This is a genomic window from Pseudomonas sp. B5(2017), assembly GCF_002112825.1.
Lineage (GTDB): Bacteria > Pseudomonadota > Gammaproteobacteria > Pseudomonadales > Pseudomonadaceae > Aquipseudomonas > Aquipseudomonas putida_Z.
In genome coordinates this window covers 158363-178742 of sequence record NZ_NEIR01000007.1, presented here as the reverse complement: position 1 = coordinate 178742, position 20380 = coordinate 158363, and the positions used below count along the sequence as shown (strand labels likewise).

Below are 20380 nucleotides of genomic sequence, written 5' to 3'. Positions count from 1 at the left end.
ATCTAGCCAGCCTCCTAAATAGAAGCAGCCGCTGTGATAAAGTGGCTCGCTCGAACACGGCCCGCAGGCCGTCCATAAGATCGTTTTTCGTGAGTAGCCATGGTCGACAAACTGACGCACTTGAAACAGCTGGAGGCGGAGAGCATCCACATCATCCGCGAGGTGGCCGCCGAGTTCGACAACCCGGTGATGCTGTACTCGATCGGCAAGGATTCCGCCGTGATGCTGCACCTGGCGCGCAAGGCCTTCTTCCCGGGCAAGCTGCCGTTCCCGGTGATGCACGTCGACACCCAGTGGAAATTCCAGGAGATGTACAGCTTCCGCGACAAGATGGTCGAGGAAATGGGCCTGGAGCTGATCACCCACGTCAACCCCGAGGGTGTGGCGCAGGGCATCAACCCGTTCACCCATGGCAGCTCCAAGCACACCGACATCATGAAGACCCAGGGCCTGAAGCAGGCGCTGGACAAGCATGGTTTCGACGCCGCCTTCGGTGGTGCGCGCCGCGACGAAGAGAAATCGCGGGCCAAAGAGCGAGTGTACTCGTTCCGTGACAGCAAGCACCGCTGGGACCCGAAGAACCAGCGCCCGGAACTGTGGAACGTGTACAACGGCAAGGTCAACAAGGGCGAGTCGATCCGCGTCTTCCCGCTGTCGAACTGGACCGAGCTGGACATCTGGCAGTACATCTACCTCGAAGGCATCCCGATCGTGCCGCTGTACTTCGCCGCCGAGCGTGAAGTCATCGAGAAGAACGGCACCCTGATCATGATCGACGACGAACGCATCCTCGAACATCTCACCGATGAAGAGAAAGCGCGCATCGTCAAGAAGAAGGTGCGTTTCCGTACCCTCGGCTGCTACCCGTTGACGGGTGCTGTCGAGTCGGAAGCCGAGACCCTGACGGACATCATCCAGGAAATGCTCCTGACCCGTACGTCCGAACGCCAGGGCCGTGTCATCGACCACGATGGCGCCGGTTCCATGGAAGACAAGAAACGCCAAGGCTACTTCTAATTTCAGGGTTACTCCATGTCGCACCAATCTGATCTGATCAGCGAGGACATCCTCGCCTACCTGGCCCAGCACGAGCGCAAGGAACTGCTGCGCTTTCTGACCTGCGGCAACGTCGACGACGGCAAGAGCACCCTGATCGGGCGCCTGCTGCACGACTCGAAGATGATCTACGAGGACCACCTCGAGGCCATCACCCGTGATTCGAAGAAAGTCGGCACCACCGGCGAGGAAGTCGACCTGGCACTGCTGGTCGACGGCCTGCAGGCCGAGCGCGAGCAGGGCATCACCATCGATGTCGCCTACCGCTACTTCTCCACCGCCAAGCGCAAGTTCATCATTGCCGACACCCCGGGCCACGAGCAGTACACCCGCAACATGGCTACCGGCGCGTCCACCTGCGACCTGGCGATCATCCTGGTCGACGCCCGCTACGGCGTGCAGACCCAGACCCGCCGCCACAGCTACATTGCCTCGTTGCTGGGCATCAAGCACATCGTCGTCGCGGTCAACAAGATGGACCTCAAGGGCTTCGATCAGGGCGTCTTCGAGTCGATCAAGGCCGACTACCTGAAGTTCGCCGAAGCCATCAACCTGACCCCGAGCAGCCTGCACTTCGTGCCGATGTCGGCGCTCAAGGGCGACAACGTGGTCAACCACAGCGAGCGTTCGCCGTGGTACGCCGGCCCGACGCTGATGGAAATCCTCGAAACCGTCGAAGTGTCGGCCGACCGCAACTTCACCGACCTGCGCTTCCCGGTGCAGTACGTCAACCGTCCGAACCTGAACTTCCGTGGCTTCGCCGGCACCATCGCCAGCGGCGTGGTGCACAAGGGCGACGAAATCGTCGTGCTGCCGTCGGGCAAGAGCAGCCGCGTCAAGTCCATCGTCACCTACGAAGGCGAGCTGGAAAACGCAGGCCCTGGCCAGGCCGTGACCCTGACCATGGAAGACGAGATCGACATCTCCCGTGGCGACCTGCTGGTGCATGCCGACAACGTCCCGCCGGTCACCGACCAGTTCGACGCCATGCTGGTGTGGATGGCCGAGGAGCCGATGCTCCCGGGCAAGAAATACGACATCAAGCGCGCCACGAGCTACGTGCCGGGCTCGATTGCCAGCATCACCCACAAGGTCGATGTGAACACCTTGGAGCAGGGCGCTGCCAGCGCGCTGCAGCTGAACGAGATCGGCCGCGTCAAGGTGTCCCTGGACGCTTCGATCGCCCTGGACGGTTACGACAGCAACCGCACCACCGGTGCGTTCATCGTCATCGACCGCCTGACCAACGGCACCGTCGGCGCCGGCATGATCATCGCCCCGCCAGTCCTGCCGCACGGCAGCACCGGTCATCATGGCAAGCTGTGCCATGTGGCCACCGAAGAGCGCGCCCTGCGCTTCGGCCAGCAGCCTGCGACCGTGCTGTTCAGCGGCCTGTCCGGCGCTGGCAAGAGCACCCTGGCCTACGCCGTGGAGCGCAAGCTGTTCGACATGGGCCGTGCGGTGTACGTGCTCGACGGCCAGAACCTGCGCCACGACCTGAACAAGGGCCTGCCACAGGACCGCGCTGGCCGTACCGAAAACTGGCGCCGCGCCGCCCACGTGGCGCGCCAGTTCAACGAAGCCGGCCTGCTGACCCTGGCTGCGTTCGTGGCCCCGGATGCCGAAGGCCGCGAACAGGCCAAGGCGTTGATCGGCAAGGAGCGCCTGGTGACCGTTTACGTCCAGGCCTCGCCGCTGGCCTGCCGTGAGCGTGACCCGCAAGGCTTGTACGCTGCTGGCGGCGACAACATCCCGGGCGAAAGCTTCCCGTACGATGTGCCGCTGGACGCCGACCTTGTGATCGACACCCAGGCCACCAGCGTGGACGAGGGTGTGAAACAGGTGCTGGACGTGCTGCGTCAGCGTGGCGCGATCTAAGCGCCAGGCTGCAAGAAAAACCCCGCTTCGGCGGGGTTTTTTGTTTCTATGCCCGGCATACATGCGCGGGTCTCCTGTGGGAGCGGCCTTGTGTCGCGAAAGGGCTGCACAGCAGCCCCCGGGTCTCAGCACTGATGCACAAATTGCTGGGGCTGCTGCGCAGCCCTTTCGCGACACAAGGCCGCTCCCACAAAGGATTGCGTGAGCTTTGGATTTTGAGCAAGGCAGTTGTTCCCGCATGGGCAGTGCATGTCGTTCAGATGTGTTTTTCCGACACCGGTATCACCCGCCGCTCCTTCACTGCCTTGTAGGAAAAACTCGAGTAAATCTCCTTCACCCCCGGCAACCGCTGCAGCACTTCCCGGGTGAACTCGCCAAACGACTCCAGATCCCGCGCCAGAATCTCCAGCAAGAAGTCGTAGCGCCCGGAGATGTTGTGGCAGGCGACAATCTCGGGAATTTCCATCAGCCGCTGCTCGAACGCCAGCGCCATGTCCTTGGTGTGCGAGTCCATCATGATGCTGACGAACGCGGTCACGCCAAACCCCAGCGACTTGGGCGAGAGGATGGCCTGGTAACCGGTGATGTAGCCGTTGTCCTCCAGCAACTTGACCCGCCGCCAGCACGGCGAAGTGGTCAGGGCTACCTGGTCGGCAAGTTCGGCAACGGTGAGGCGGGCGTTGTCCTGCAGGGCAGCGAGCAGGGCGCGGTCGGTGCGGTCGAGGCTTGAAGGCATGTTTTGCCCTCCTGGTCCGGTAATTATTGTTTTTGTTCCAGCAAGCACTTGGATGCGTGGGCTATTTTGGAAAAAATCGGGCAGCTCGGTGGCATAAGCTTATAGCAAACCACAAGAGGCTGTTGCCATGCGCGACTCCCATAACAACACCGGTTTTTCCACGCGGGCCATTCACCATGGCTACGACCCGCTTTCCCACGGTGGCGCCCTGGTGCCGCCGGTGTACCAGACCGCTACCTATGCCTTCCCCACCGTGGAATACGGCGCTGCCTGCTTCGCCGGGGAGGAGCCGGGGCATTTCTACAGCCGCATCTCCAACCCTACCCTGGCCCTGTTGGAACAGCGCATGGCCTCGCTGGAGGGCGGCGAGGCGGGGTTGGCATTGGCGTCGGGCATGGGGGCCATCACCTCGACGATCTGGACCCTGCTGCGCCCCGGCGATGAGCTGATCGTCGGGCGTACTTTGTACGGCTGCACCTTTGCTTTCCTGCACCATGGCATTGGCGAATTCGGGGTGAAGATCCGCCATGTCGACCTGAACGACGCCAAGGCCCTGAAAGCGGCGATCAACAGCAAAACGCGGATGATCTACTTCGAAACGCCGGCCAACCCCAACATGCAGCTGGTGGATATCGCCGCGGTGGCCGAGGCGGTGCGCGGGCATGATGTGCATGTGGTGGTCGACAACACCTACTGCACGCCCTACCTGCAGCGGCCGCTGGAGCTGGGGGCGGACCTGGTGGTGCATTCGGCGACCAAGTACCTCAGTGGCCACGGTGATATCACTGCCGGGCTGGTGGTGGGGCGCAAGGCGCTCGTCGACCGCATTCGCCTGGAAGGTCTGAAGGACATGACCGGGGCGGTGCTGTCGCCCCACGATGCGGCGCTGCTGATGCGCGGGATCAAGACCCTCGCCCTGCGCATGGACCGCCATTGCGCCAATGCCCTGCAGGTGGCGGAGTTTCTGGCCCGGCAGACGCAGGTGGAGTTGATTCATTACCCGGGGTTGCCGTCGTTTGCCCAGTACGAGCTGGCGCAGCGGCAGATGCGTTTGCCGGGCGGGATGATCGCCTTCGAGCTCAAGGGTGGTATCGAGGCCGGGCGCAGGTTCATGAATGCCCTGCAACTGTTTGCCCGTGCGGTGAGCCTGGGCGATGCCGAGTCGCTGGCGCAGCATCCGGCGAGCATGACGCACTCCAGCTATACCGCGAAGGAACGGGCACATCACGGGATATCGGAGGGGCTGGTGCGCCTGTCGGTGGGGCTGGAGGATGTGGAGGACCTGCTGGCGGATGTCGAGCAGGCATTGGGGCACCTGTAGGAGCGGCCTTGTGTCGCGAAAGGGGCGCGTAGCGGCCCCAGGATTTCAGCCAGCTTGCAAGATCGCCGGGGCTGCTGCGCAGCCCTTTCGCGACACAAGGCCGCTCCTACAAGGGATCGCGCCCAGGCAGGAAGACATGCCCACAAAAAAGGCCTCTTGCGAGGCCTTTTTCATGTTCGTCAGATCAGCGCTTGAGCCCGTAGCTTTCGTCGAGCATGCCCGGCGAGTTCGGCGCTTTCGGCGCGTAGTCGCGCGGTACTTCGGCAGTGTCCTTCGGTGGGGTCAGGCGGTCACGTGGGCCCTGGCTGCCTTCGGAATGCAGGGCGGCCAGCAGGCGCTGACGGGTCACATCGTCGAGGGCCAGGGTATTGGCGCCGTCGGCCAGGTGATCCTGGACGTCCTGATAGCTCTGGGTCAGTTTCTTGACCAGCACGGCGGTGCTGTTGAAGTGGGTGACCACTTCGTTCTGGTAGCTGTCGAAACGCTTCTGGATGTCATCCAGCTGACGCTGGGTGCTGCTCGGCGCGGCATTGGGCAGCAGGCGAGCGACGACGAAACCAACCACCACGCCGATGACCAGGGCCAGGGTCGGCAACAACCAAACAAGGAGCGAGAGTTCCACGAGTCCTTCCTCTATAAACGGCTTTGCTTTACGTTAACGGCTCAGACCTGCGCTGTATACCGCGAGCGATCGCAAATCAGAACAGAATTCCTCACCTAGACGAATCGACCCCTCCCGAGGTCACGGAGTAGTGCCTTGCTTGTCCGCGAAACCCCCTTGTTCATCGATGGCCCCAGCGGCCAGCTGGAAGCCTTGTATCTGGACGTGGCCAATGCACGTGGCGCGGTGCTGATCTGCCACCCCAACCCGGTCCAGGGTGGCACCATGCTCAACAAGGTGGTCTCGACCCTGCAACGCACCGCCCGTGATGCCGGTTACGTTACCTTGCGGTTCAACTACCGTGGCGTCGGGCAGAGCGCCGGCACCCATGACATGGGCGCTGGCGAGGTGGCCGATGCCGAGGCCGTTGCGGCCTGGCTGCGCGAGAAGCATCTGGGCCTGCCGCTGGTGCTGATGGGCTTCTCGTTCGGCGGTTTCGTCGCCACCAGCCTGGCCGGCCGCCTGGAGGCCACTGGAGTAGAGCTGCAGCAGCTGTTCATGATCGCCCCGGCGGTCATGCGCCTGACGGCGGATTTCCCGCTGCCGCAGCGCTGCCCGATCACCGTGGTGCAGCCGGACGCCGACGAAGTCGTCGCCCCGCAGCTGGTTTACGAATGGTCCGACAGCCTGTCGCGCCCCCATGAGCTGCTGAAAGTGGCAGAATGCGGACACTTCTTCCATGGCAAGCTGACCGATCTGAAGGATCTGCTGCTGCCGCGCCTTTCGAACTGAGCCAAGCCTGAATAAGCGAACACCCATGACCACGCGCATTCTTACCGGTATCACCACCACCGGCACTCCGCACCTGGGCAACTACGCCGGCGCCATCCGCCCGGCGATCCGTGCCAGCCAGCAGCCCGGTGTCGACTCGTTCTATTTCCTGGCCGACTACCACGCCCTGATCAAGTGCGACGACCCGCTGCGCATCCAGCGTTCGCGCCTGGAAATCGCCGCCACCTGGCTGGCCGGTGGTCTCGATCCGGACAAGGTGACCTTCTACCGCCAGTCCGATATCCCGGAAATCCCCGAGCTGACCTGGCTGCTGACCTGCGTCAGCGCCAAGGGCCTGCTCAATCGCGCGCACGCCTACAAGGCCTCGGTGGACAAGAACCTGGAAAACGGCGAAGACCCGGATGCCGGCGTGACCATGGGCCTGTACAGCTACCCGGTGCTGATGGCCGCGGACATCCTGATGTTCAACGCCAACAAGGTGCCGGTCGGCCGTGACCAGATCCAGCACGTGGAAATGGCCCGCGATATCGGCCAACGCTTCAACCACCTGTTCGGCCAGGGGAAGGACTTCTTCGCCCTGCCGGAAGCGGTGATCGAAGAGAGCGTGGCGACCCTGCCGGGCCTGGACGGGCGCAAGATGTCCAAGAGCTACGACAACACCATCCCGCTGTTCACCAGCGCCAAGGAGATGAAAGACGCCATCTCGCGCATCGTCACCGACTCGCGTGCGCCTGGCGAAGCGAAAGACCCGGACAACGCTCACCTGTTCACCCTGTTCCAGGCCTTCTCGACGCCGGCGCAGTGCGCCGAGTTCCGCGAAGAACTGCTGCAGGGCCTGGGCTGGGGCGAGGCCAAGCAGCGCCTGTTCCAGCTGCTGGACGGCCAGTTGGCCGAGAAGCGCGAGTACTACCACCAGCTGATCGCCCGCCCGGCGGACCTGGAAGACATCCTGTTGGCCGGTGCCGCCAAGGCTCGCAAGATTGCCACGCCATTCCTCGAGCAACTGCGCGAGGCCGTTGGCCTGCGTTCGTTCCGCAGCAGCGTGCAGGCCAGCACCGAAGTGAAGAAGAAGGCCGCCAAGAGCGCGCGTTTCGTCAGCTTCCGCGATGAAGACGGCAGCTTCCGCTTCCGCCTGCTGGCCGCTGACGGCGAACAACTGCTGCTGTCGCGCAGCTTTGCCGACGGCAAGAGCGCCGGCGCCGTGAGCAAGCAGCTGCAGCAAGGTGGCGAGGCGGATGTGCGCGTCGAAGGCCTGGGCTTCGGCCTGTGGCTGAACGGCGAACAGGTTGCCGACGGGCCGCAGTTCGACAGCGCCGAAGCCCGTGATTCGGCCATTGAAAGCCTGCGTGCAGCGCTTGCTCCTCAACCGGACTGAGGCATTTCGCCTGTAGGAGCGGGTTTACCCGCGAACACCGGCAAAGCCGGTGCCATCCAGCACTTAGTTGGTCTGGATGAGGCATATTGACGCAAGTCGCATTGCCATTAAGCGGGCCTGTCGCTACAGTGACGGCCCGTTTTTTGTTGCCTCGCTAACGAATCATGACGCCCCTAGAACGATATCAAGCAGATCTGAAACGTCCCGACTTCTTCCATGACGCGGCGCAGGAAACTGCGGTGCGTCACCTGCAGCGCCTGTACGACGACCTGGTGCACGCGCAGAACAACAAGCCGGGCGTGTTCGGCAAGCTGTTCGGCAAGAAGGAGCAGACCCCGGTCAAGGGCCTGTACTTCTGGGGTGGGGTAGGGCGCGGCAAGACCTACCTGGTCGATACCTTCTTCGAGGCGCTGCCGTTCAAGCAGAAGATGCGCACGCACTTCCACCGCTTCATGAAGCGTGTGCACGAGGAAATGAAAACCCTCAAGGGCGAGAAGAACCCGCTGACCATCATTGCCAAGCGCTTCAGCGAAGAAGCCAAGGTCATCTGTTTCGACGAGTTCTTCGTATCGGACATTACCGACGCGATGATCCTCGGCACCCTGATGGAAGAGTTGTTCAAGAACGGCGTATCGCTGGTGGCTACTTCCAACATCGTGCCGGACGGCCTGTACAAGGACGGCCTGCAGCGCGCGCGCTTCCTGCCCGCCATCGCCATGATCAAGCAGTACACCGAGGTGGTGAACGTCGACAGCGGGGTCGACTACCGCCTGCGTCACCTGGAGCAGGCCGAGCTGTACCACTACCCGCTCGATGAGGCGGCGCACCAGAGCCTGCGCGCCAGCTTCAAGGCGCTGACCCCTGAATGCACCCAGGCGGTCGAGAACGACGTGCTGATGATCGAGAATCGCCCGATCAATGCCCTGCTTACCTGTGACGACGTGGCCTGGTTCGACTTCCGCGCCCTGTGCGACGGCCCCCGCAGCCAGAACGACTACATCGAACTGGGCAAGATCTTCCATGCCGTGCTGTTGAGCAACGTGGAGCAGATGGGTGTCACCACCGACGACATCGCCCGCCGCTTCATCAACATGGTGGATGAGTTCTACGACCGCAACGTCAAGCTGATCATCTCGGCCGAGGTGGAGCTGAAGGACTTGTATACCGGTGGGCGCTTGGCCTTCGAATTCCAGCGTACCCTGAGCCGCTTGCTGGAGATGCAGTCGCACGAGTTTCTGGCGCGGGCGCACAAGCCCTGAGAATCCGGGGCCGCTTTGCGGCCCTTTCGCGACACAAGGCCGCTCCTACAGGATTACGCGATTCCCTGTAGGAGCGGCCTTGTGTCGCGATGGGCTGCAAGGCAGCCCCATTGGCCTCAAGCCTCCTGCATGAACTGTTGCCGATACTGGTTCGGCGACAACTCGGTGTGCTGACGGAACAGCCGCGCAAAGAAACTGGCATCGTCATATCCGACCTCATAGCTGATGGTCTTGATGCTCTTGCGCGTACTCGACAACAACCCCTTGGCCGTCTCGATCCGTAGCCGTTGCAGGTAGTGCAGCGGCTTGTCACCCGTCGCGCCCTGGAAGCGGCGCATGAAATTGCGAATGCTCATGCCGTGGTTGCGGGCCACGTCCTCGAAGCGGAACTTGTCGGCGAAGTGTTCTTCCAGCCAGTGCTGGATCTGCAGGATGATCAGGTCCTGGTGCAGCTTCTGCCCGCCAAAGCCCATGCGCCCGGGGGTGTAGTTGCGCTGCACTTCGTAGAGGATGTCGCGGGACACGGCGCGGGCCACGTTGGCGCCACAGAAGCGTTCGATCAGGTAGATGTACAGGTCGCAGGCCGAGGTGGTGCCGCCGGCGCAGTACAGGTTGTCGGCGTCGGTCAGGTGCTTGTCCTGGTTCAGCCGGATGTTCGGGAAGCGTTCGGCAAAGCTGTTGAAGAAGCGCCAGTAGGTGGTCGCTTCCTTGCCGTCGAGCAGGCCGGACTCGGCCAGCCAGAACACGCCACTGGCCTCGGCGCACAGCACCGCGCCACGGGCATGCTGTTCACGCAGCCACGGCAGCACCTGTGGATAACGTTGCAGCAGGTTGTCGAAGTCGTCCCAGAAGGCCGGGAGGATGATCACATCGGCGTCGTCCAGGCCGCCTTCGACCGGCAGCTGCACATTGCTGAAGCTGTCCACGGGCTGGCCGTCCGGGCTCACCAGGCGGATCTCGAACATGGGCTGAAGGCCCAGGCCCAGCTGCTTGCTGTAGCGCAAGCTGGCGAGGTGGAAGAAATCCTTGGCCTGCATCAAGGTCGAAGCGAACACCTTGTCAATGGCCAGGATGCTGACGCGCCGCAGCGACGCGGAGGGTTGGGTAAACATCATTGTCATTGTTCTTATAGGGTAGAGTGGTCAATCACCGGCTGGATCGTCTTATTTTTTGGCGATTGTGTCTAGCCTGCTACACCGTGCTGGTTTCTTCGCGGGCTTGCCCGCTCCCACAGGTACCCCGCAGGCCTGAGGGGCAGTGAGGTCCTGTGGGAGCGGGCGAGCCCGCGAAGAACACAGCACAGGGTCCGGCTCAAGGCGCCGGGTTCGGTTGCTCCTGGTGAATCGCCTCGATCGCCGCCAGCAGTTCATCACTCAGGCTCAGCTCGAGGCTGGCAAGGTTGCTGTCCAGTTGCTCGAGGCTGGTCGCGCCAATGATGTTGCTGGTCACGAACGGCTGCCGGGTGACGAATGCCAGGGCCATCTGCGCCGGGTCCAGGCCGTGCTCGCGGGCCAGCTGCACATAGCGGCTGCAGGCCGCCACGGTCTGTGGGTTGGAGTAGCGGGCAAAGCGGCTGAACAGGGTCAGGCGTGCGTTTTCCGGGCGTGCGCCGTTCTCGTATTTGCCGGAAAGCATGCCGAACGCCAGCGGCGAATAGGCCAGCAGGCCGCACTGCTCGCGGATGGCCACTTCCGCCAGGCCCACCTCGAAGCTGCGGTTGAGCAGGTTGTACGGGTTCTGGATCGACACCGCTCGCGGCCAGCCGCGGCTTTCGGCCAGTTGCAGGAACTTCATGGTGCCCCACGGCGTTTCGTTGGACAGGCCGACGTGGCGGATCTTGCCCGCGCGCACCTGCTCGTCGAGCACTTCGAGGGTTTCTTCCAGCGGGGTGAAGTGGTCCTGTGGCAGGTGCTGGTAGCCCAGCTTGCCGAAGAAGTTGGTGCTGCGCTCGGGCCAGTGCAGCTGGTACAGGTCGATGCGGTCGGTCTGCAGGCGCTTGAGGCTCTCGTCCAGCGCGGCGACGATGTGCTGGCGGTTGTGCTTGAGCTGGCCGTCGCGGATGTGGCTGATGCCGTTGCCGGGGCCGGCGACCTTGCTGGCCAGCACCCAGTCGTCGCGATCGCCATTGGCGCGGAACCAGTTGCCGATGATGCGCTCGGTGGCGGCGTAGGTTTCGGGGCGGGGCGGCACCGGGTACATCTCGGCGGTGTCGATGAAGTTGACCCCGGCGGCCTTGGCCCGGGCAATCTGCTCGAAGGCCTCGGCCTGGACGTTCTGCTCGCCCCAGGTCATGGTGCCCAGGCACAGGGCGCTGACATTGAGGTCGGTACGGCCGAGCTGGCGGTATTCCATCGGGTAGACACTCCTTGACAAAGAAGCCCATCAAAGCAGGTTGAAATTTTTCGCGCAATCTGGATAATTCGGCCCCTCTCCGTGTGGCGGAAGTGATGCACCACCACGCAGGAAGAACCCCGTCGAACATTGGCGTGCCTGACCCGAGCCCCCAAAAGCGTCAGCGTTCGGCTGCGCGCTTGCCCTTGGCAAGCTGTGCACTATCCAGTAAGATTCGCCGTCTATTTTTCGCTGGGCGGCCTCTGAGGCTTTAGAGAATGAAAACTTTTACTGCTAAACCGGAAACAGTAAAGCGCGAGTGGTTCGTAGTCGACGCCGCTGGCCAGACCCTGGGTCGTCTGGCTACCGAAATCGCTAGCCGTCTGCGTGGCAAACACAAACCAGAATACACCCCTCACGTTGACACCGGCGACTACATCGTCGTCATCAACGCCGAGCAGGTTCGTGTGACTGGTGCCAAGTCTTCCGACAAGATGTACTACTCCCACTCCGGTTTCCCGGGCGGTATCAAGGAAATCAACTTCGAGAAGTTGATCGCCAAGGCCCCTGAGCGTGTTATCGAAACTGCGGTCAAAGGCATGCTGCCGAAGAACCCGCTGGGTCGCGACATGTACCGCAAGCTGAAAGTGTACGCGGGTGCTGCTCACCCACACACTGCTCAGCAGCCTCAAGAACTGAAGATCTAACGGGATAGTTCATTATGTCGGCGACTCAAAACTACGGCACTGGCCGTCGCAAGACCGCAACCGCTCGCGTATTCCTGCGTCCGGGTACTGGTAACATTTCCATCAACAACCGTTCTCTGGACGTGTTCTTCGGTCGCGAAACCGCTCGCATGGTTGTTCGTCAGCCGCTCGAGCTGACCGAAACCGTCGAGAAGTTCGACATCTACGTCACCGTTTCCGGTGGTGGTGTCAGCGGTCAAGCCGGTGCGATCCGTCACGGTATCACCCGCGCTCTGATGGAATACGACGAAACCCTGCGTGGCGCTCTGCGTCGTGCTGGCTACGTCACCCGCGACGCTCGTGAAGTTGAGCGTAAGAAAGTGGGTCTGCGTAAAGCGCGTAAGCGTCCTCAGTACTCCAAGCGTTAATACCGCTTCGGCAGTCGAAAAAAGCCTGGTTCCTTGGAACCGGGCTTTTTTTATGTCTTGAACTAACCTGTCAGCATGTCGGTGACGACTTGCCGCATAGACGCAGATCAAGCAAAGCGAGGGTTGTAGCCCGTTCCCCGGGTAATCACCTTGTCAGTGTGTGGATTTGTTTCTTACCATGGCGGCCAATTTTTAGTGCCACAGACATTACCTAAGTACAGGCCAGGTCCAACTGGCCAAGCAAGCTGATGGGAGAGGACTGAATGAGCAATGACGGCGTCAACGCAGGCCGGCGCCGCTTCCTCGTAGCCGCGACATCTGTAGTCGGGGCAGCGGGGGCAGTGGGGGCTGCGGTACCGTTCGTGGGGTCATGGTTTCCCAGTGCCAAGGCGAAAGCCGCGGGTGCACCGGTGAAGGTCAATATCGCCAAGGTCGAGGCCGGGCAGCAAATGGTGGCCGAGTGGCGTGGCCAGCCGGTGTTCATCGTGCGGCGAACGGACGAGATCCTCGGTAACCTGAAAAAGGTCGTCGGTGACCTGGCTGACCCCGAGTCCAAGGCCTCGGTACAGCCCACCTACGTCGACCCGCAGGTTCGTTCGATCAAGCCGGAAATCCTCATCCTTGTCGGCCTGTGCACACACCTGGGCTGCTCGCCCACCTTCCGTCCGGAAGTCGCACCCGCCGACCTTGGCCCGAAATGGGTCGGTGGCTATTTCTGCCCGTGCCACGGCTCCCACTACGACCTGGCCGGGCGTGTCTACAAGTCGCAGCCGGCACCTCTCAACCTGCCCGTGCCACCGCACTCTTACGAGTCGGACGAGATCGTCGTCATCGGCGTTGACCAGGAGAACGCATGATGAGCAAGTTCATGGACTGGATTGATGCTCGCTTCCCCGCCACCAAGATGTGGGAAGACCACCTGAGCAAGTATTACGCGCCCAAGAACTTCAACTTCCTGTACTTCTTCGGCTCCCTGGCGCTGCTGGTGCTGGTCAACCAGATCGTCACCGGTGTGTGGCTGACCATGAGCTTCACGCCCTCGGCGGAAGAGGCGTTCGCCTCGGTCGAGTACATCATGCGTGACGTGGAATACGGCTGGATCCTGCGCTACCTGCACTCCACCGGTGCATCGGCGTTCTTCATCGTGGTCTACCTGCACATGTTCCGCGGCCTGCTCTACGGCTCCTACCAGAAGCCGCGTGAACTGGTTTGGCTGTTCGGCATGCTGATCTACCTGGCGCTGATGGCCGAAGCCTTCATGGGCTACCTGCTGCCTTGGGGTCAGATGTCGTACTGGGGTGCCCAGGTGATCATCTCGCTGTTCGGTGCCATTCCGGTGATCGGTGGCGACCTCACCCAGTGGATCCGCGGTGACTACCTGATCTCGGGTATCACCCTGAACCGCTTCTTCGCCCTGCACGTGGTCGCCCTGCCGATCGTGATTCTCGGCCTGGTGGTGCTGCACATCCTCGCCCTTCACGAAGTGGGTTCGAACAACCCCGATGGCGTCGACATCAAGAAGAAAAAGGACGAGAACGGTATCCCGCTGGATGGTATCCCGTTCCACCCGTACTACACCGTCAAGGACATTGTTGGCGTGGTGGTGTTCCTGTTCGTGTTCTGCGCCGTGGTGTTCTTCTTCCCGGAAATGGGCGGTTACTTCCTGGAGAAACCTAACTTCGAGCAGGCGAACGCTTTCAAGACCCCCGAGCACATTGCGCCTGTGTGGTACTTCACGCCGTTCTACGCGATCCTGCGTGCGGTGCCTGACAAACTGATGGGCGTCATCGCCATGGGTGCGGCCATTGCCGTGCTGTTCGTGCTGCCCTGGCTCGACCGCAGCCCGGTGCGCTCCATGCGCTACAAGGGCTGGATCAGCAAGCTCTTCCTGCTGGTGTTCTGCGTGGCCTTCGTCATCCTCGGCGTGCTGGGCGTACTGGCGCCGACACCTGGGCGTACCTTGCTGTCGCAGGTGTGCACGGTGTTGTACTTCGCCTACTTCCTGCTGATGCCGTTCTACACAAGGCTCGAGAAGACCAAACCGGTTCCGGAAAGGGTGACTGGCTGATGAAAAAGTTGATTGCAGTATTTTTGCTGGCAGTGATGCCTGCCTTTTCCTTCGCGGCCGAAACGGGCCTGGAGCTGGACAAGGTCGACATCGACCTGGGCGACAAGGCCGCCATGCAGGACGGTGCGCGTACCTTTGCCAACTATTGCATGGGTTGCCACAGTGCCAAGTTCCAGCGTTACGAGCGGGTGGCCGATGACCTTGGCATCCCCCACGAGCTGATGCTCGAGAAGCTGGTGTTCACCGGTGCCAAGATCGGTGACCACATGCAGATCGGCATGAAGCCCAGTGACGCCAAGACCTGGTTCGGCGCCGCACCGCCAGACCTGACCCTGGTGGCGCGGGTGCGTGGCACCGACTGGCTGTACACCTACCTGCGCAGCTTCTATGAAGACCCGTCGCGGCCTTATGGGGTGAACAACAAGGTGTTCCCGAACGTCGGCATGCCAAACGTGCTGGTTGGCCTGCAGGGCAACCAGTACGTCGGCTGCAAACAGGTGCAGACCGTGACCGATGGCAAGAAGCAATTCGACCCGTTGACCGGCGCCCCGATCACCCATGAAGCCTGCGACCAGCTGACCATTACGCCGAATTCCGGTACCCTGACGACCGAGCAGTTCGACGAGAAGGTCAAGAACCTGGTGACCTTCCTGGCCTATTCGGCCAACCCGGTCAAACTGGAAAGCCAGCGCATCGGTACCTACGTGTTGCTGTACCTGGCTTTCTTCTTCGTATTCGCCTACTTGCTCAAGCGTGAATACTGGAAGGACGTGCACTGATCACGCAGTAGTTTCTGGTTGTTGAGCGCGCCCGTGGTGGCCTGGCAGATCTGCCAGGTCACCACGGGCGCGTTTTCATTTACAGTTTCACAAGCATCCCGTGCGAGGAGGCGCTACATGGGCGCAACCAACAGGTTAGCCTGCTATTCCGACCCCGCTGATCACTATTCTCATCGGGTACGCCTCGTGCTGGCCGAGAAGGGTATCAGCGTGCAGGTCATCGATGTCGATCCCGGCCGCCTGCCGCCCAAGCTGGCCGAGGTAAACCCTTACGGCAGCGTGCCGACCCTGGTCGACCGTGACCTGGCGCTGTATGAATCGACCGTGGTGATGGAATACCTCGAGGAGCGTTATCCGCATCCGCCGCTGATGCCGGTGTACCCGGTTGCGCGGGGCAACAGCCGCTTGCTGATGCATCGCATCCAGCGCGACTGGTGCTCCCTGGCCGATACCGTGCTCGACTCGCGCAGCAGCGAGGCTGCCCGAGCCGAAGCGCGCAAGGCGTTGCGTGAGAGCCTGACCGGAGTCTCGCCGTTGTTCGGCGAGTTCGCCTGCTTCATGAGTGAGGAGCAAAGCCTGGTCGATTGTTGTCTACTGCCCATACTCTGGCGTCTGCCGGTGTTGGGTATCGAGTTGCCGCGGCAAGCCAAGCCGCTGCTGGATTACATGGAGCGGCAGTTCGCCCGCGAGCCTTTCCAGGCGAGCCTGTCCTCTGTAGAACGTGAAATGCGCAAGCTTTAAGGAGCCGTTGATGAACTCCAGTCGCCCCTATCTGGTTCGAGCACTGTACGAGTGGATCGTCGACAACGATTGCACGCCCCATATGCTGGTCAATGCCGAATTTCCGAAGGTCCAGGTGCCGGATGGTTTCGCCAGTGATGGCCAGATCGTGTTGAACATCTCGCCAAGTGCCGTGCGCAGCCTGCACATGGACAACGACGCGGTCAGCTTCGAGGGCCGCTTTGGTGGCGTGGCTCACTCGCTGTACGTGCCGGTTGGCGCCATCCTGGGTATCTATGCCCGCGAAAATGGCCAGGGTATGGTCTTCGAGCTGGAGCCGCCCGTGATGGATGACGATGAGCCGGAAGATGATGATGTACAGCCGGATGACAATGGCCCACCAGAAGGTGGTGGCCAGCCGCCACGCCCGACTGGCCGGCCAAGCCTGAAAGTGGTCAAGTAACAAAAAAGGCGATCCAACCGGATCGCCTTTTTCTTTACCAGCCCTGGCTTACATGTCGCTGATGGTGCGTACCTGGTCCTTGTTGATGCGGGTACGCTTGCCGTCGAGTTGCTGGAACTCGTAGAAGCCGGCGTCGCGGTCGAATTCCGGTACGTCGACGGCCTGGATTTCACGACCATCGTTGAGGGTGATCAGGCTTGGTGTGGAGCAGCCGGCCAGGGTGGCGAAAGTGCCGAACAGCAGGGCAGGCAGCAGAAGCTTTTTCATGCGGTGTTTCCTGGATTTCTGAAAGGTAGGGCAGTGTTGTCGCCTGTGCTGGCCTTTTCGCGGGTAAACCCGCTCCCACAGGAATACAACAAGCCTCGAAAGCTGTGAGATCCCTGTGGGAGCGGGTTTACCCGCGAAGAGGCCGGTGCAGGCAATCAGTGAATCAGTCGATGTACTCGAACAGTTTGACGATCTTCTGCACACCCGAAACGCCCTGTACCACGGCAGTGGCCGAGTTGGCCTCCTGCTGGGTCACCAGGCCGAGCAGGTAGACGATGCCGTTCTCGGTAATCACCTTGATGCGCGAGCTGGGCACGGCATTGTCGGTCAGCATCTGGGTCTTGATCTTGGTGGTCAGCCAGGCGTCGTTGTTGCGCGCCAGGATGGAGGAGGGCTGCATCACCTGCAGCTCGTTGTGCACTTTCTTGACCCGCTGTACCTGGCTGGCAGTCTGCTCGGCAAGGCTCTTGAGGTCGGCGCGCGGGGTCTGGCCGGCCAGCAGGACGATGCCGTTGTAGCTGCTGACAACGATGTGCGAACCTTTGTCCAGGTCAGGGCTGGCCTTGGCGATGTTGACCGAGGCCTTGGTTTCGATCAGCGAATCGTCGATCTTGCTGCCGATGGTGCGCGTGCCGCGATCGTCCTCGATCGGCGAATTGCGGGTAGAGGTCAGTACCGAGCTGCAACCAGTAACGCTCAGGCACAGGGTCAGGGCCATAAGGCCGAGGCGCATAGGGGTCATTCTTCACTCCCGAACAGTTGGCTGTCGATCAGATCACACAGGCAGTGGATCGCCAGCAGGTGGACTTCCTGGATGCGCGCGGTAACCGTCGAAGGTACGCGGATTTCCACGTCTTCGGGCAGCAGCAACGAAGCCATGCCGCCGCCATCGCGACCCGTCAATGCTACGACAATCATTTCGCGGTCATGTGCGGCCTGGATCGCCTGGATCACGTTGGCCGAGTTGCCGCTGGTGGAGATCGCCAGCAGAACGTCACCGGGCTGGCCCAGCGCGCGGATCTGCTTGGAAAAGACTTCGTTGTAGCTGTAGTCGTTGGCGATCGAGGTCAGGGTCGAGCTGTCGGTGGTCAGCGCGATGGCCGGCAGGCTCGGGCGTTCGCGCTCGAAGCGGTTGAGCAGCTCCGAGGAAAAGTGCTGGGCATCGCCGGCCGAGCCGCCGTTGCCGCAGGCGAGCATCTTGCCCTCGTTGAGCAGTGCATTGACCATGACCAGGCTGGCCTGCTCGATGTGCGGTGCCAGGATGTCCATTGCCTGTTGCTTGGTATCGATGCTGGCCTGGAACAGCCGGCGAATTCGGGATTGCATGTCCATCTGGTGACCTTAAGTGGGGCGGTGGCCTTTGCTACGCGCAACAACGACCAGCCCGCGAAACATAGAGCAAAAAAATCGGAGTGGGTTCAGCATTCGAAGGCGTTTTTCAGCCATTGAAGCGGTCTGCCTGCATGGTGGCTGCCCTGCAGGGCGACTACGTCGAAGCGGCAGGGGTGGTTGCCCCAGTGGGGCTCCTTCTGCAGGAACAGGCTGGCGGCGAGCACCAACCGTTTCTGCTTGCGCCCGTCGATACTGCCGAGGGCGCCACCGAAGCCCGCGTGCAACCGGTAGCGGACTTCGACGAATACTACTGTATCGGCGTCGAGCATGACCAGATCAAGCTCACCGCCTTTGCATCGCCAGTTGCGCGCCAGCAGGTGCAGGCCCTGCCCTTGAAGGTATTCAAGGGCTTGGGTTTCCGCTGCCTGCCCGGCGCTGGTGGGCGACGCTGCTGCCATCAGCGGGCGGTGTCAGGCAGGCGCTGGACCTGGCCGCCGACGAACTCGGCCCAAGGCAGCTGGCGCTCGACACGCTGGTTGGCGTTCATGCTCAGGCTGCCCGAAAGGCCCAGTACGCGGTTGTCCGGCAGCGCTTTCAGCTGGCCCAGGCGCGGCGCCAGGCTGTAGGCGTCGACGCCCATGGCATACAGGCGGCCCAGGCTGCCGGCGGCTTGCGGCCATTGCTGCACGACCTGCTGGCGCAGGCTGTTGCTGGTATCGAGCAGCCACGGGGTTTCGCAGAAGCGGATGCCGTTCATGTCGTTGTACTGGTTGACGTCACCACTGGCGCTGTACAGGTTCGAGGTGGCGTAGACCGGTACGTCACCGGCGTACTGGAAGTTCAGGGTCGGCTTGATCTGCTGGGCCTGTTGCGGGGTCGAGGCGAGGAAGATGAAGTCGATGTCCTGGCGGCGCGACGGCTGCGCGGCGATGCTGCCACCTACCGTGCTCTGCAGGCTCTTGGCGCGGCCTTCGCTCTGGCGCAGCTGGAACAGGTCGGCAATCTGCTGGGCCAGTGCGACCGGCTGGGCGATGCGCTCGGCGGCGAGCAGGGTGCCACCGTTGCCTTCCCAGTCCTGGCGGAAGGCGGCGAGCACGCGGTCGCCCCATTCGCCGCTCGGCACCAGGGCCACGGCGCGGACCATTCCATCGGCGCGGGCGCGGCGGGCCACTTCACGGGCTTCGTCTTCGGCAGCCAGGCCGAACTGGAACAGCTGCGGCGGCGCCTTCTGGCCGGCGTCGGCGTAGTTCAGGGCCAGGGTGGTGATCGGCAGTTGTGGCTTGGCAGCCAGTTGCTTGACCAGCGGTTTTTCCAGTGGGCCGATGACCAGCTGTACGCCTGCGGCCTGGGCCTGGCGATAGAAGTCGTCGAGCGAACCGATGCGCGAGCTGTCGAATACCTGCACGGCTGGCGCCTGCTGGCCGGCTTGCTGGGCCTGGAAGTGCGCAGCCATGAAGCCGTCACGCAGGGCGCGGGCAACACCGGCCAGCGGACCTTCCTGAGGCAGCAGCAGGGCAATCTTGGTCAGCGGCTGGCTGGCCAGCTCCTTGAGCTTGGTCAGTGCCAGCGGCAGTTGCTGGGCGGCCGGGTGGTCCGGGTGCTGCTTGACCCAGGCGTCGATAGCCGCTTGCTGCTGTTCCAGGGTGCCGGCGCTTTTTACCGCGAAGGCCAGGCTGGTCCAGCCGGCCAGTGTCTGGTCGTTGCCAGGCTGCTGCAGTTGCTCTGCCGGCAGCGAGGCGACCAGTGCCCAGATGGCGTCATTGTTGGCGCTGGCGGCCTGGCCGCTGAGCAGCGGGGCCAGCAGCACGCGCTGTTGCGCGGCGGCGAGGGCCTGGCCATCGGCTTCGAGGGCGGCCGCGTGCACGCTGTAGGTGCGCGCTTGCTGTTCTTCCGGCAGTTCGGCGACGCGCTGCAGGCTCGGGTGGGCCAGGGCGGTCAGGGCAGCCTTGGGCTGGTTGCGGCTCATGGCCAGCTCGGCACCGAGGGTGCTGGCGAACACTTGCTGGGCCGGCTTGAGGGTGTCCAGCGGCACCTGCTCGAGGATGCGTGCGGCGCGTGGGAAATCCTTCTGCTTGTAGGCCAGGTCGGCTGCGCTCAGGCGCAGCAGGGCGGCGTCTTCCGCGGACTTGCTGGAAGCAGCCTTCTCGAGCAGTTGCTCGATGCTGGCGTCCGGGGTGCGTGGCAGTTCGCCCAGGCTGGATGAGGGCGAGCTGGCGCAGGCTGCCAGCAAGGCAGCAAGGCAGAGGGCTGTGAACAGCCGCAGGCAAGCGATCATGTAAAGGTCCTGT

The 20380-nt window shown here is 62.4% G+C and carries 22 protein-coding genes; 13 read left to right on the top strand and 9 right to left on the bottom strand.

The features are described 5' to 3' along the window. The first annotated feature begins 99 nt into the window (after positions 1 to 99). Together cysD and cysN are read left to right on the top strand one after the other, a co-directional pair. Positions 100 to 1017, top strand: a complete 918-nt coding sequence (cysD, locus tag CAG00_RS12860; RefSeq protein WP_013974136.1) for a sulfate adenylyltransferase subunit CysD — start codon at positions 100 to 102, stop codon at positions 1015 to 1017. A 15-nt stretch (positions 1018 to 1032) separates the two neighbouring features. Continuing rightward, positions 1033 to 2934 (top strand): sulfate adenylyltransferase subunit CysN, encoded by a 1902-nt coding sequence (cysN, locus tag CAG00_RS12855; RefSeq protein ID WP_025340568.1) that lies wholly within the window; start codon positions 1033 to 1035, stop codon positions 2932 to 2934. 256 nt (positions 2935 to 3190) lie between these two features. On the opposite strand, the gene CAG00_RS12850 is transcribed toward cysN, so the two are convergent. Beyond that, a complete protein-coding gene (locus tag CAG00_RS12850; protein WP_016498026.1) occupies positions 3191 to 3670 on the bottom strand; it encodes an Lrp/AsnC family transcriptional regulator in 480 nt (159 codons plus the stop codon). Positions 3671 to 3797: 127 nt separating this feature from the next. On the opposite strand from CAG00_RS12850, the gene CAG00_RS12845 reads away from it, so the two are divergent. After that, entirely contained in the window at positions 3798 to 4991 is a 1194-nt protein-coding gene (locus tag CAG00_RS12845; protein WP_085664415.1) for a methionine gamma-lyase, read from the top strand. A gap of 184 nt (positions 4992 to 5175) precedes the next feature. On the opposite strand, the gene CAG00_RS12840 is transcribed toward CAG00_RS12845, so the two are convergent. Then, the gene (locus CAG00_RS12840; protein WP_025340565.1) at positions 5176 to 5613 is read right to left on the bottom strand and encodes a YhcB family protein; all 438 of its coding nucleotides are present in this window, start codon (positions 5611 to 5613) and stop codon (positions 5176 to 5178) included. Positions 5614 to 5748: 135 nt separating this feature from the next. On the opposite strand from CAG00_RS12840, the gene CAG00_RS12835 reads away from it, so the two are divergent. From CAG00_RS12835 to zapE, 3 genes are all read left to right on the top strand, one after another. Further along, positions 5749 to 6384 carry an alpha/beta hydrolase gene (locus CAG00_RS12835; protein ID WP_085664414.1) on the top strand — a complete coding sequence of 212 codons (636 nt, stop codon included), beginning with the start codon at positions 5749 to 5751 and terminating at the stop codon, positions 6382 to 6384. 25 nt (positions 6385 to 6409) lie between these two features. Next, on the top strand, positions 6410 to 7759 hold the full coding sequence (locus CAG00_RS12830) for a tryptophan--tRNA ligase (protein ID WP_025340563.1): 1350 nt from the start codon (positions 6410 to 6412) through the stop codon (positions 7757 to 7759). Positions 7760 to 7923: 164 nt separating this feature from the next. Further along, on the top strand, positions 7924 to 9018 hold the full coding sequence (gene zapE, locus CAG00_RS12825; RefSeq protein ID WP_025340562.1) for a cell division protein ZapE: 1095 nt from the start codon (positions 7924 to 7926) through the stop codon (positions 9016 to 9018). Positions 9019 to 9134: 116 nt separating this feature from the next. Here the strand turns inward: zapE and CAG00_RS12820 are convergent, their stop codons facing one another. Then, positions 9135 to 10055: a GlxA family transcriptional regulator gene (locus CAG00_RS12820; RefSeq protein ID WP_176240883.1), complete on the bottom strand. Its 921-nt coding sequence runs from the start codon at positions 10053 to 10055 to the stop codon at positions 9135 to 9137. 274 nt (positions 10056 to 10329) lie between these two features. Beyond that, on the bottom strand, positions 10330 to 11370 hold the full coding sequence (locus CAG00_RS12815) for an NADP(H)-dependent aldo-keto reductase (protein WP_023662822.1): 1041 nt from the start codon (positions 11368 to 11370) through the stop codon (positions 10330 to 10332). A 257-nt stretch (positions 11371 to 11627) separates the two neighbouring features. Between CAG00_RS12815 and rplM the strand changes: the two genes are divergently transcribed. The 7 genes from rplM to CAG00_RS12780 all read left to right on the top strand — a co-directional run bounded on the left by rplM (position 11628) and on the right by CAG00_RS12780 (position 16493). After that, positions 11628 to 12056: a 50S ribosomal protein L13 gene (rplM, locus tag CAG00_RS12810; protein ID WP_003260798.1), complete on the top strand. Its 429-nt coding sequence runs from the start codon at positions 11628 to 11630 to the stop codon at positions 12054 to 12056. 14 nt (positions 12057 to 12070) lie between these two features. Further along, positions 12071 to 12463: a 30S ribosomal protein S9 gene (rpsI, locus tag CAG00_RS12805; RefSeq protein ID WP_003260797.1), complete on the top strand. Its 393-nt coding sequence runs from the start codon at positions 12071 to 12073 to the stop codon at positions 12461 to 12463. Between the two features lie 263 nt (positions 12464 to 12726). Beyond that, positions 12727 to 13320 carry a ubiquinol-cytochrome c reductase iron-sulfur subunit gene (gene petA, locus CAG00_RS12800; RefSeq protein ID WP_015271723.1) on the top strand — a complete coding sequence of 198 codons (594 nt, stop codon included), beginning with the start codon at positions 12727 to 12729 and terminating at the stop codon, positions 13318 to 13320. Continuing rightward, positions 13320 to 14531 carry a cytochrome bc complex cytochrome b subunit gene (locus CAG00_RS12795; protein WP_025340560.1) on the top strand — a complete coding sequence of 404 codons (1212 nt, stop codon included), beginning with the start codon at positions 13320 to 13322 and terminating at the stop codon, positions 14529 to 14531. Before petA ends, CAG00_RS12795 begins: the two co-directional genes overlap by 1 nt. Beyond that, on the top strand, positions 14531 to 15310 hold the full coding sequence (locus CAG00_RS12790; RefSeq protein ID WP_085614300.1) for a cytochrome c1: 780 nt from the start codon (positions 14531 to 14533) through the stop codon (positions 15308 to 15310). Before CAG00_RS12795 ends, CAG00_RS12790 begins: the two co-directional genes overlap by 1 nt. Positions 15311 to 15427: 117 nt before the next feature. Further along, positions 15428 to 16051, top strand: coding sequence for a glutathione S-transferase N-terminal domain-containing protein (locus CAG00_RS12785; RefSeq protein ID WP_085664413.1), 624 nt, complete (start codon positions 15428 to 15430; stop codon positions 16049 to 16051). Positions 16052 to 16061: 10 nt separating this feature from the next. Continuing rightward, the gene (locus CAG00_RS12780; protein ID WP_025340557.1) at positions 16062 to 16493 is read left to right on the top strand and encodes a ClpXP protease specificity-enhancing factor; all 432 of its coding nucleotides are present in this window, start codon (positions 16062 to 16064) and stop codon (positions 16491 to 16493) included. 48 nt (positions 16494 to 16541) lie between these two features. Here the strand turns inward: CAG00_RS12780 and CAG00_RS12775 are convergent, their stop codons facing one another. The 5 genes from CAG00_RS12775 to CAG00_RS12755 all read right to left on the bottom strand — a co-directional run bounded on the left by CAG00_RS12775 (position 16542) and on the right by CAG00_RS12755 (position 20367). Continuing rightward, positions 16542 to 16760, bottom strand: coding sequence for a YgdI/YgdR family lipoprotein (locus CAG00_RS12775; protein WP_085664412.1), 219 nt, complete (start codon positions 16758 to 16760; stop codon positions 16542 to 16544). 163 nt (positions 16761 to 16923) lie between these two features. Continuing rightward, positions 16924 to 17502 (bottom strand): BON domain-containing protein, encoded by a 579-nt coding sequence (locus CAG00_RS12770; protein WP_015271720.1) that lies wholly within the window; start codon positions 17500 to 17502, stop codon positions 16924 to 16926. Further along, positions 17499 to 18092 carry a phosphoheptose isomerase gene (locus CAG00_RS12765; RefSeq protein ID WP_012274070.1) on the bottom strand — a complete coding sequence of 198 codons (594 nt, stop codon included), beginning with the start codon at positions 18090 to 18092 and terminating at the stop codon, positions 17499 to 17501. The genes CAG00_RS12770 and CAG00_RS12765 overlap by 4 nt, the downstream gene beginning before the upstream one ends. Positions 18093 to 18178: 86 nt before the next feature. After that, the gene (locus tag CAG00_RS12760) at positions 18179 to 18550 is read right to left on the bottom strand and encodes a YraN family protein (RefSeq protein ID WP_085664411.1); all 372 of its coding nucleotides are present in this window, start codon (positions 18548 to 18550) and stop codon (positions 18179 to 18181) included. Further along, the gene (locus tag CAG00_RS12755) at positions 18550 to 20367 is read right to left on the bottom strand and encodes a penicillin-binding protein activator (RefSeq protein WP_025340555.1); all 1818 of its coding nucleotides are present in this window, start codon (positions 20365 to 20367) and stop codon (positions 18550 to 18552) included. The genes CAG00_RS12760 and CAG00_RS12755 overlap by 1 nt, the downstream gene beginning before the upstream one ends. Positions 20368 to 20380: the final 13 nt, after the last annotated feature.

Bases quoted from the DNA above. Each gene is read 5' to 3' on its own strand.
- zapE (WP_025340562.1), top strand. From the start codon at position 7,924: ATGACGCCCCTAGAACGATATCAAGCAGATCTGAAACGTCCCGACTTC.
- CAG00_RS12790 (WP_085614300.1), top strand. From the start codon at position 14,531: ATGAAAAAGTTGATTGCAGTATTTTTGCTGGCAGTGATGCCTGCCTTT.
- CAG00_RS12820 (WP_176240883.1), bottom strand. From the start codon at position 10,055: ATGCAGGCCAAGGATTTCTTCCACCTCGCCAGCTTGCGCTACAGCAAG.
- CAG00_RS12775 (WP_085664412.1), bottom strand. From the start codon at position 16,760: ATGAAAAAGCTTCTGCTGCCTGCCCTGCTGTTCGGCACTTTCGCCACC.
- CAG00_RS12850 (WP_016498026.1), bottom strand. From the start codon at position 3,670: ATGCCTTCAAGCCTCGACCGCACCGACCGCGCCCTGCTCGCTGCCCTG.
- CAG00_RS12770 (WP_015271720.1), bottom strand. From the start codon at position 17,502: ATGACCCCTATGCGCCTCGGCCTTATGGCCCTGACCCTGTGCCTGAGC.
- cysN (WP_025340568.1), top strand. From the start codon at position 1,033: ATGTCGCACCAATCTGATCTGATCAGCGAGGACATCCTCGCCTACCTG.
- CAG00_RS12815 (WP_023662822.1), bottom strand. From the start codon at position 11,370: ATGGAATACCGCCAGCTCGGCCGTACCGACCTCAATGTCAGCGCCCTG.
- cysD (WP_013974136.1), top strand. From the start codon at position 100: ATGGTCGACAAACTGACGCACTTGAAACAGCTGGAGGCGGAGAGCATC.
- CAG00_RS12780 (WP_025340557.1), top strand. From the start codon at position 16,062: ATGAACTCCAGTCGCCCCTATCTGGTTCGAGCACTGTACGAGTGGATC.
- rpsI (WP_003260797.1), top strand. From the start codon at position 12,071: ATGTCGGCGACTCAAAACTACGGCACTGGCCGTCGCAAGACCGCAACC.
- CAG00_RS12830 (WP_025340563.1), top strand. From the start codon at position 6,410: ATGACCACGCGCATTCTTACCGGTATCACCACCACCGGCACTCCGCAC.
- CAG00_RS12845 (WP_085664415.1), top strand. From the start codon at position 3,798: ATGCGCGACTCCCATAACAACACCGGTTTTTCCACGCGGGCCATTCAC.
- petA (WP_015271723.1), top strand. From the start codon at position 12,727: ATGAGCAATGACGGCGTCAACGCAGGCCGGCGCCGCTTCCTCGTAGCC.
- CAG00_RS12785 (WP_085664413.1), top strand. From the start codon at position 15,428: ATGGGCGCAACCAACAGGTTAGCCTGCTATTCCGACCCCGCTGATCAC.
- CAG00_RS12795 (WP_025340560.1), top strand. From the start codon at position 13,320: ATGAGCAAGTTCATGGACTGGATTGATGCTCGCTTCCCCGCCACCAAG.
- CAG00_RS12755 (WP_025340555.1), bottom strand. From the start codon at position 20,367: ATGATCGCTTGCCTGCGGCTGTTCACAGCCCTCTGCCTTGCTGCCTTG.
- CAG00_RS12760 (WP_085664411.1), bottom strand. From the start codon at position 18,550: ATGGCAGCAGCGTCGCCCACCAGCGCCGGGCAGGCAGCGGAAACCCAA.
- CAG00_RS12765 (WP_012274070.1), bottom strand. From the start codon at position 18,092: ATGGACATGCAATCCCGAATTCGCCGGCTGTTCCAGGCCAGCATCGAT.
- rplM (WP_003260798.1), top strand. From the start codon at position 11,628: ATGAAAACTTTTACTGCTAAACCGGAAACAGTAAAGCGCGAGTGGTTC.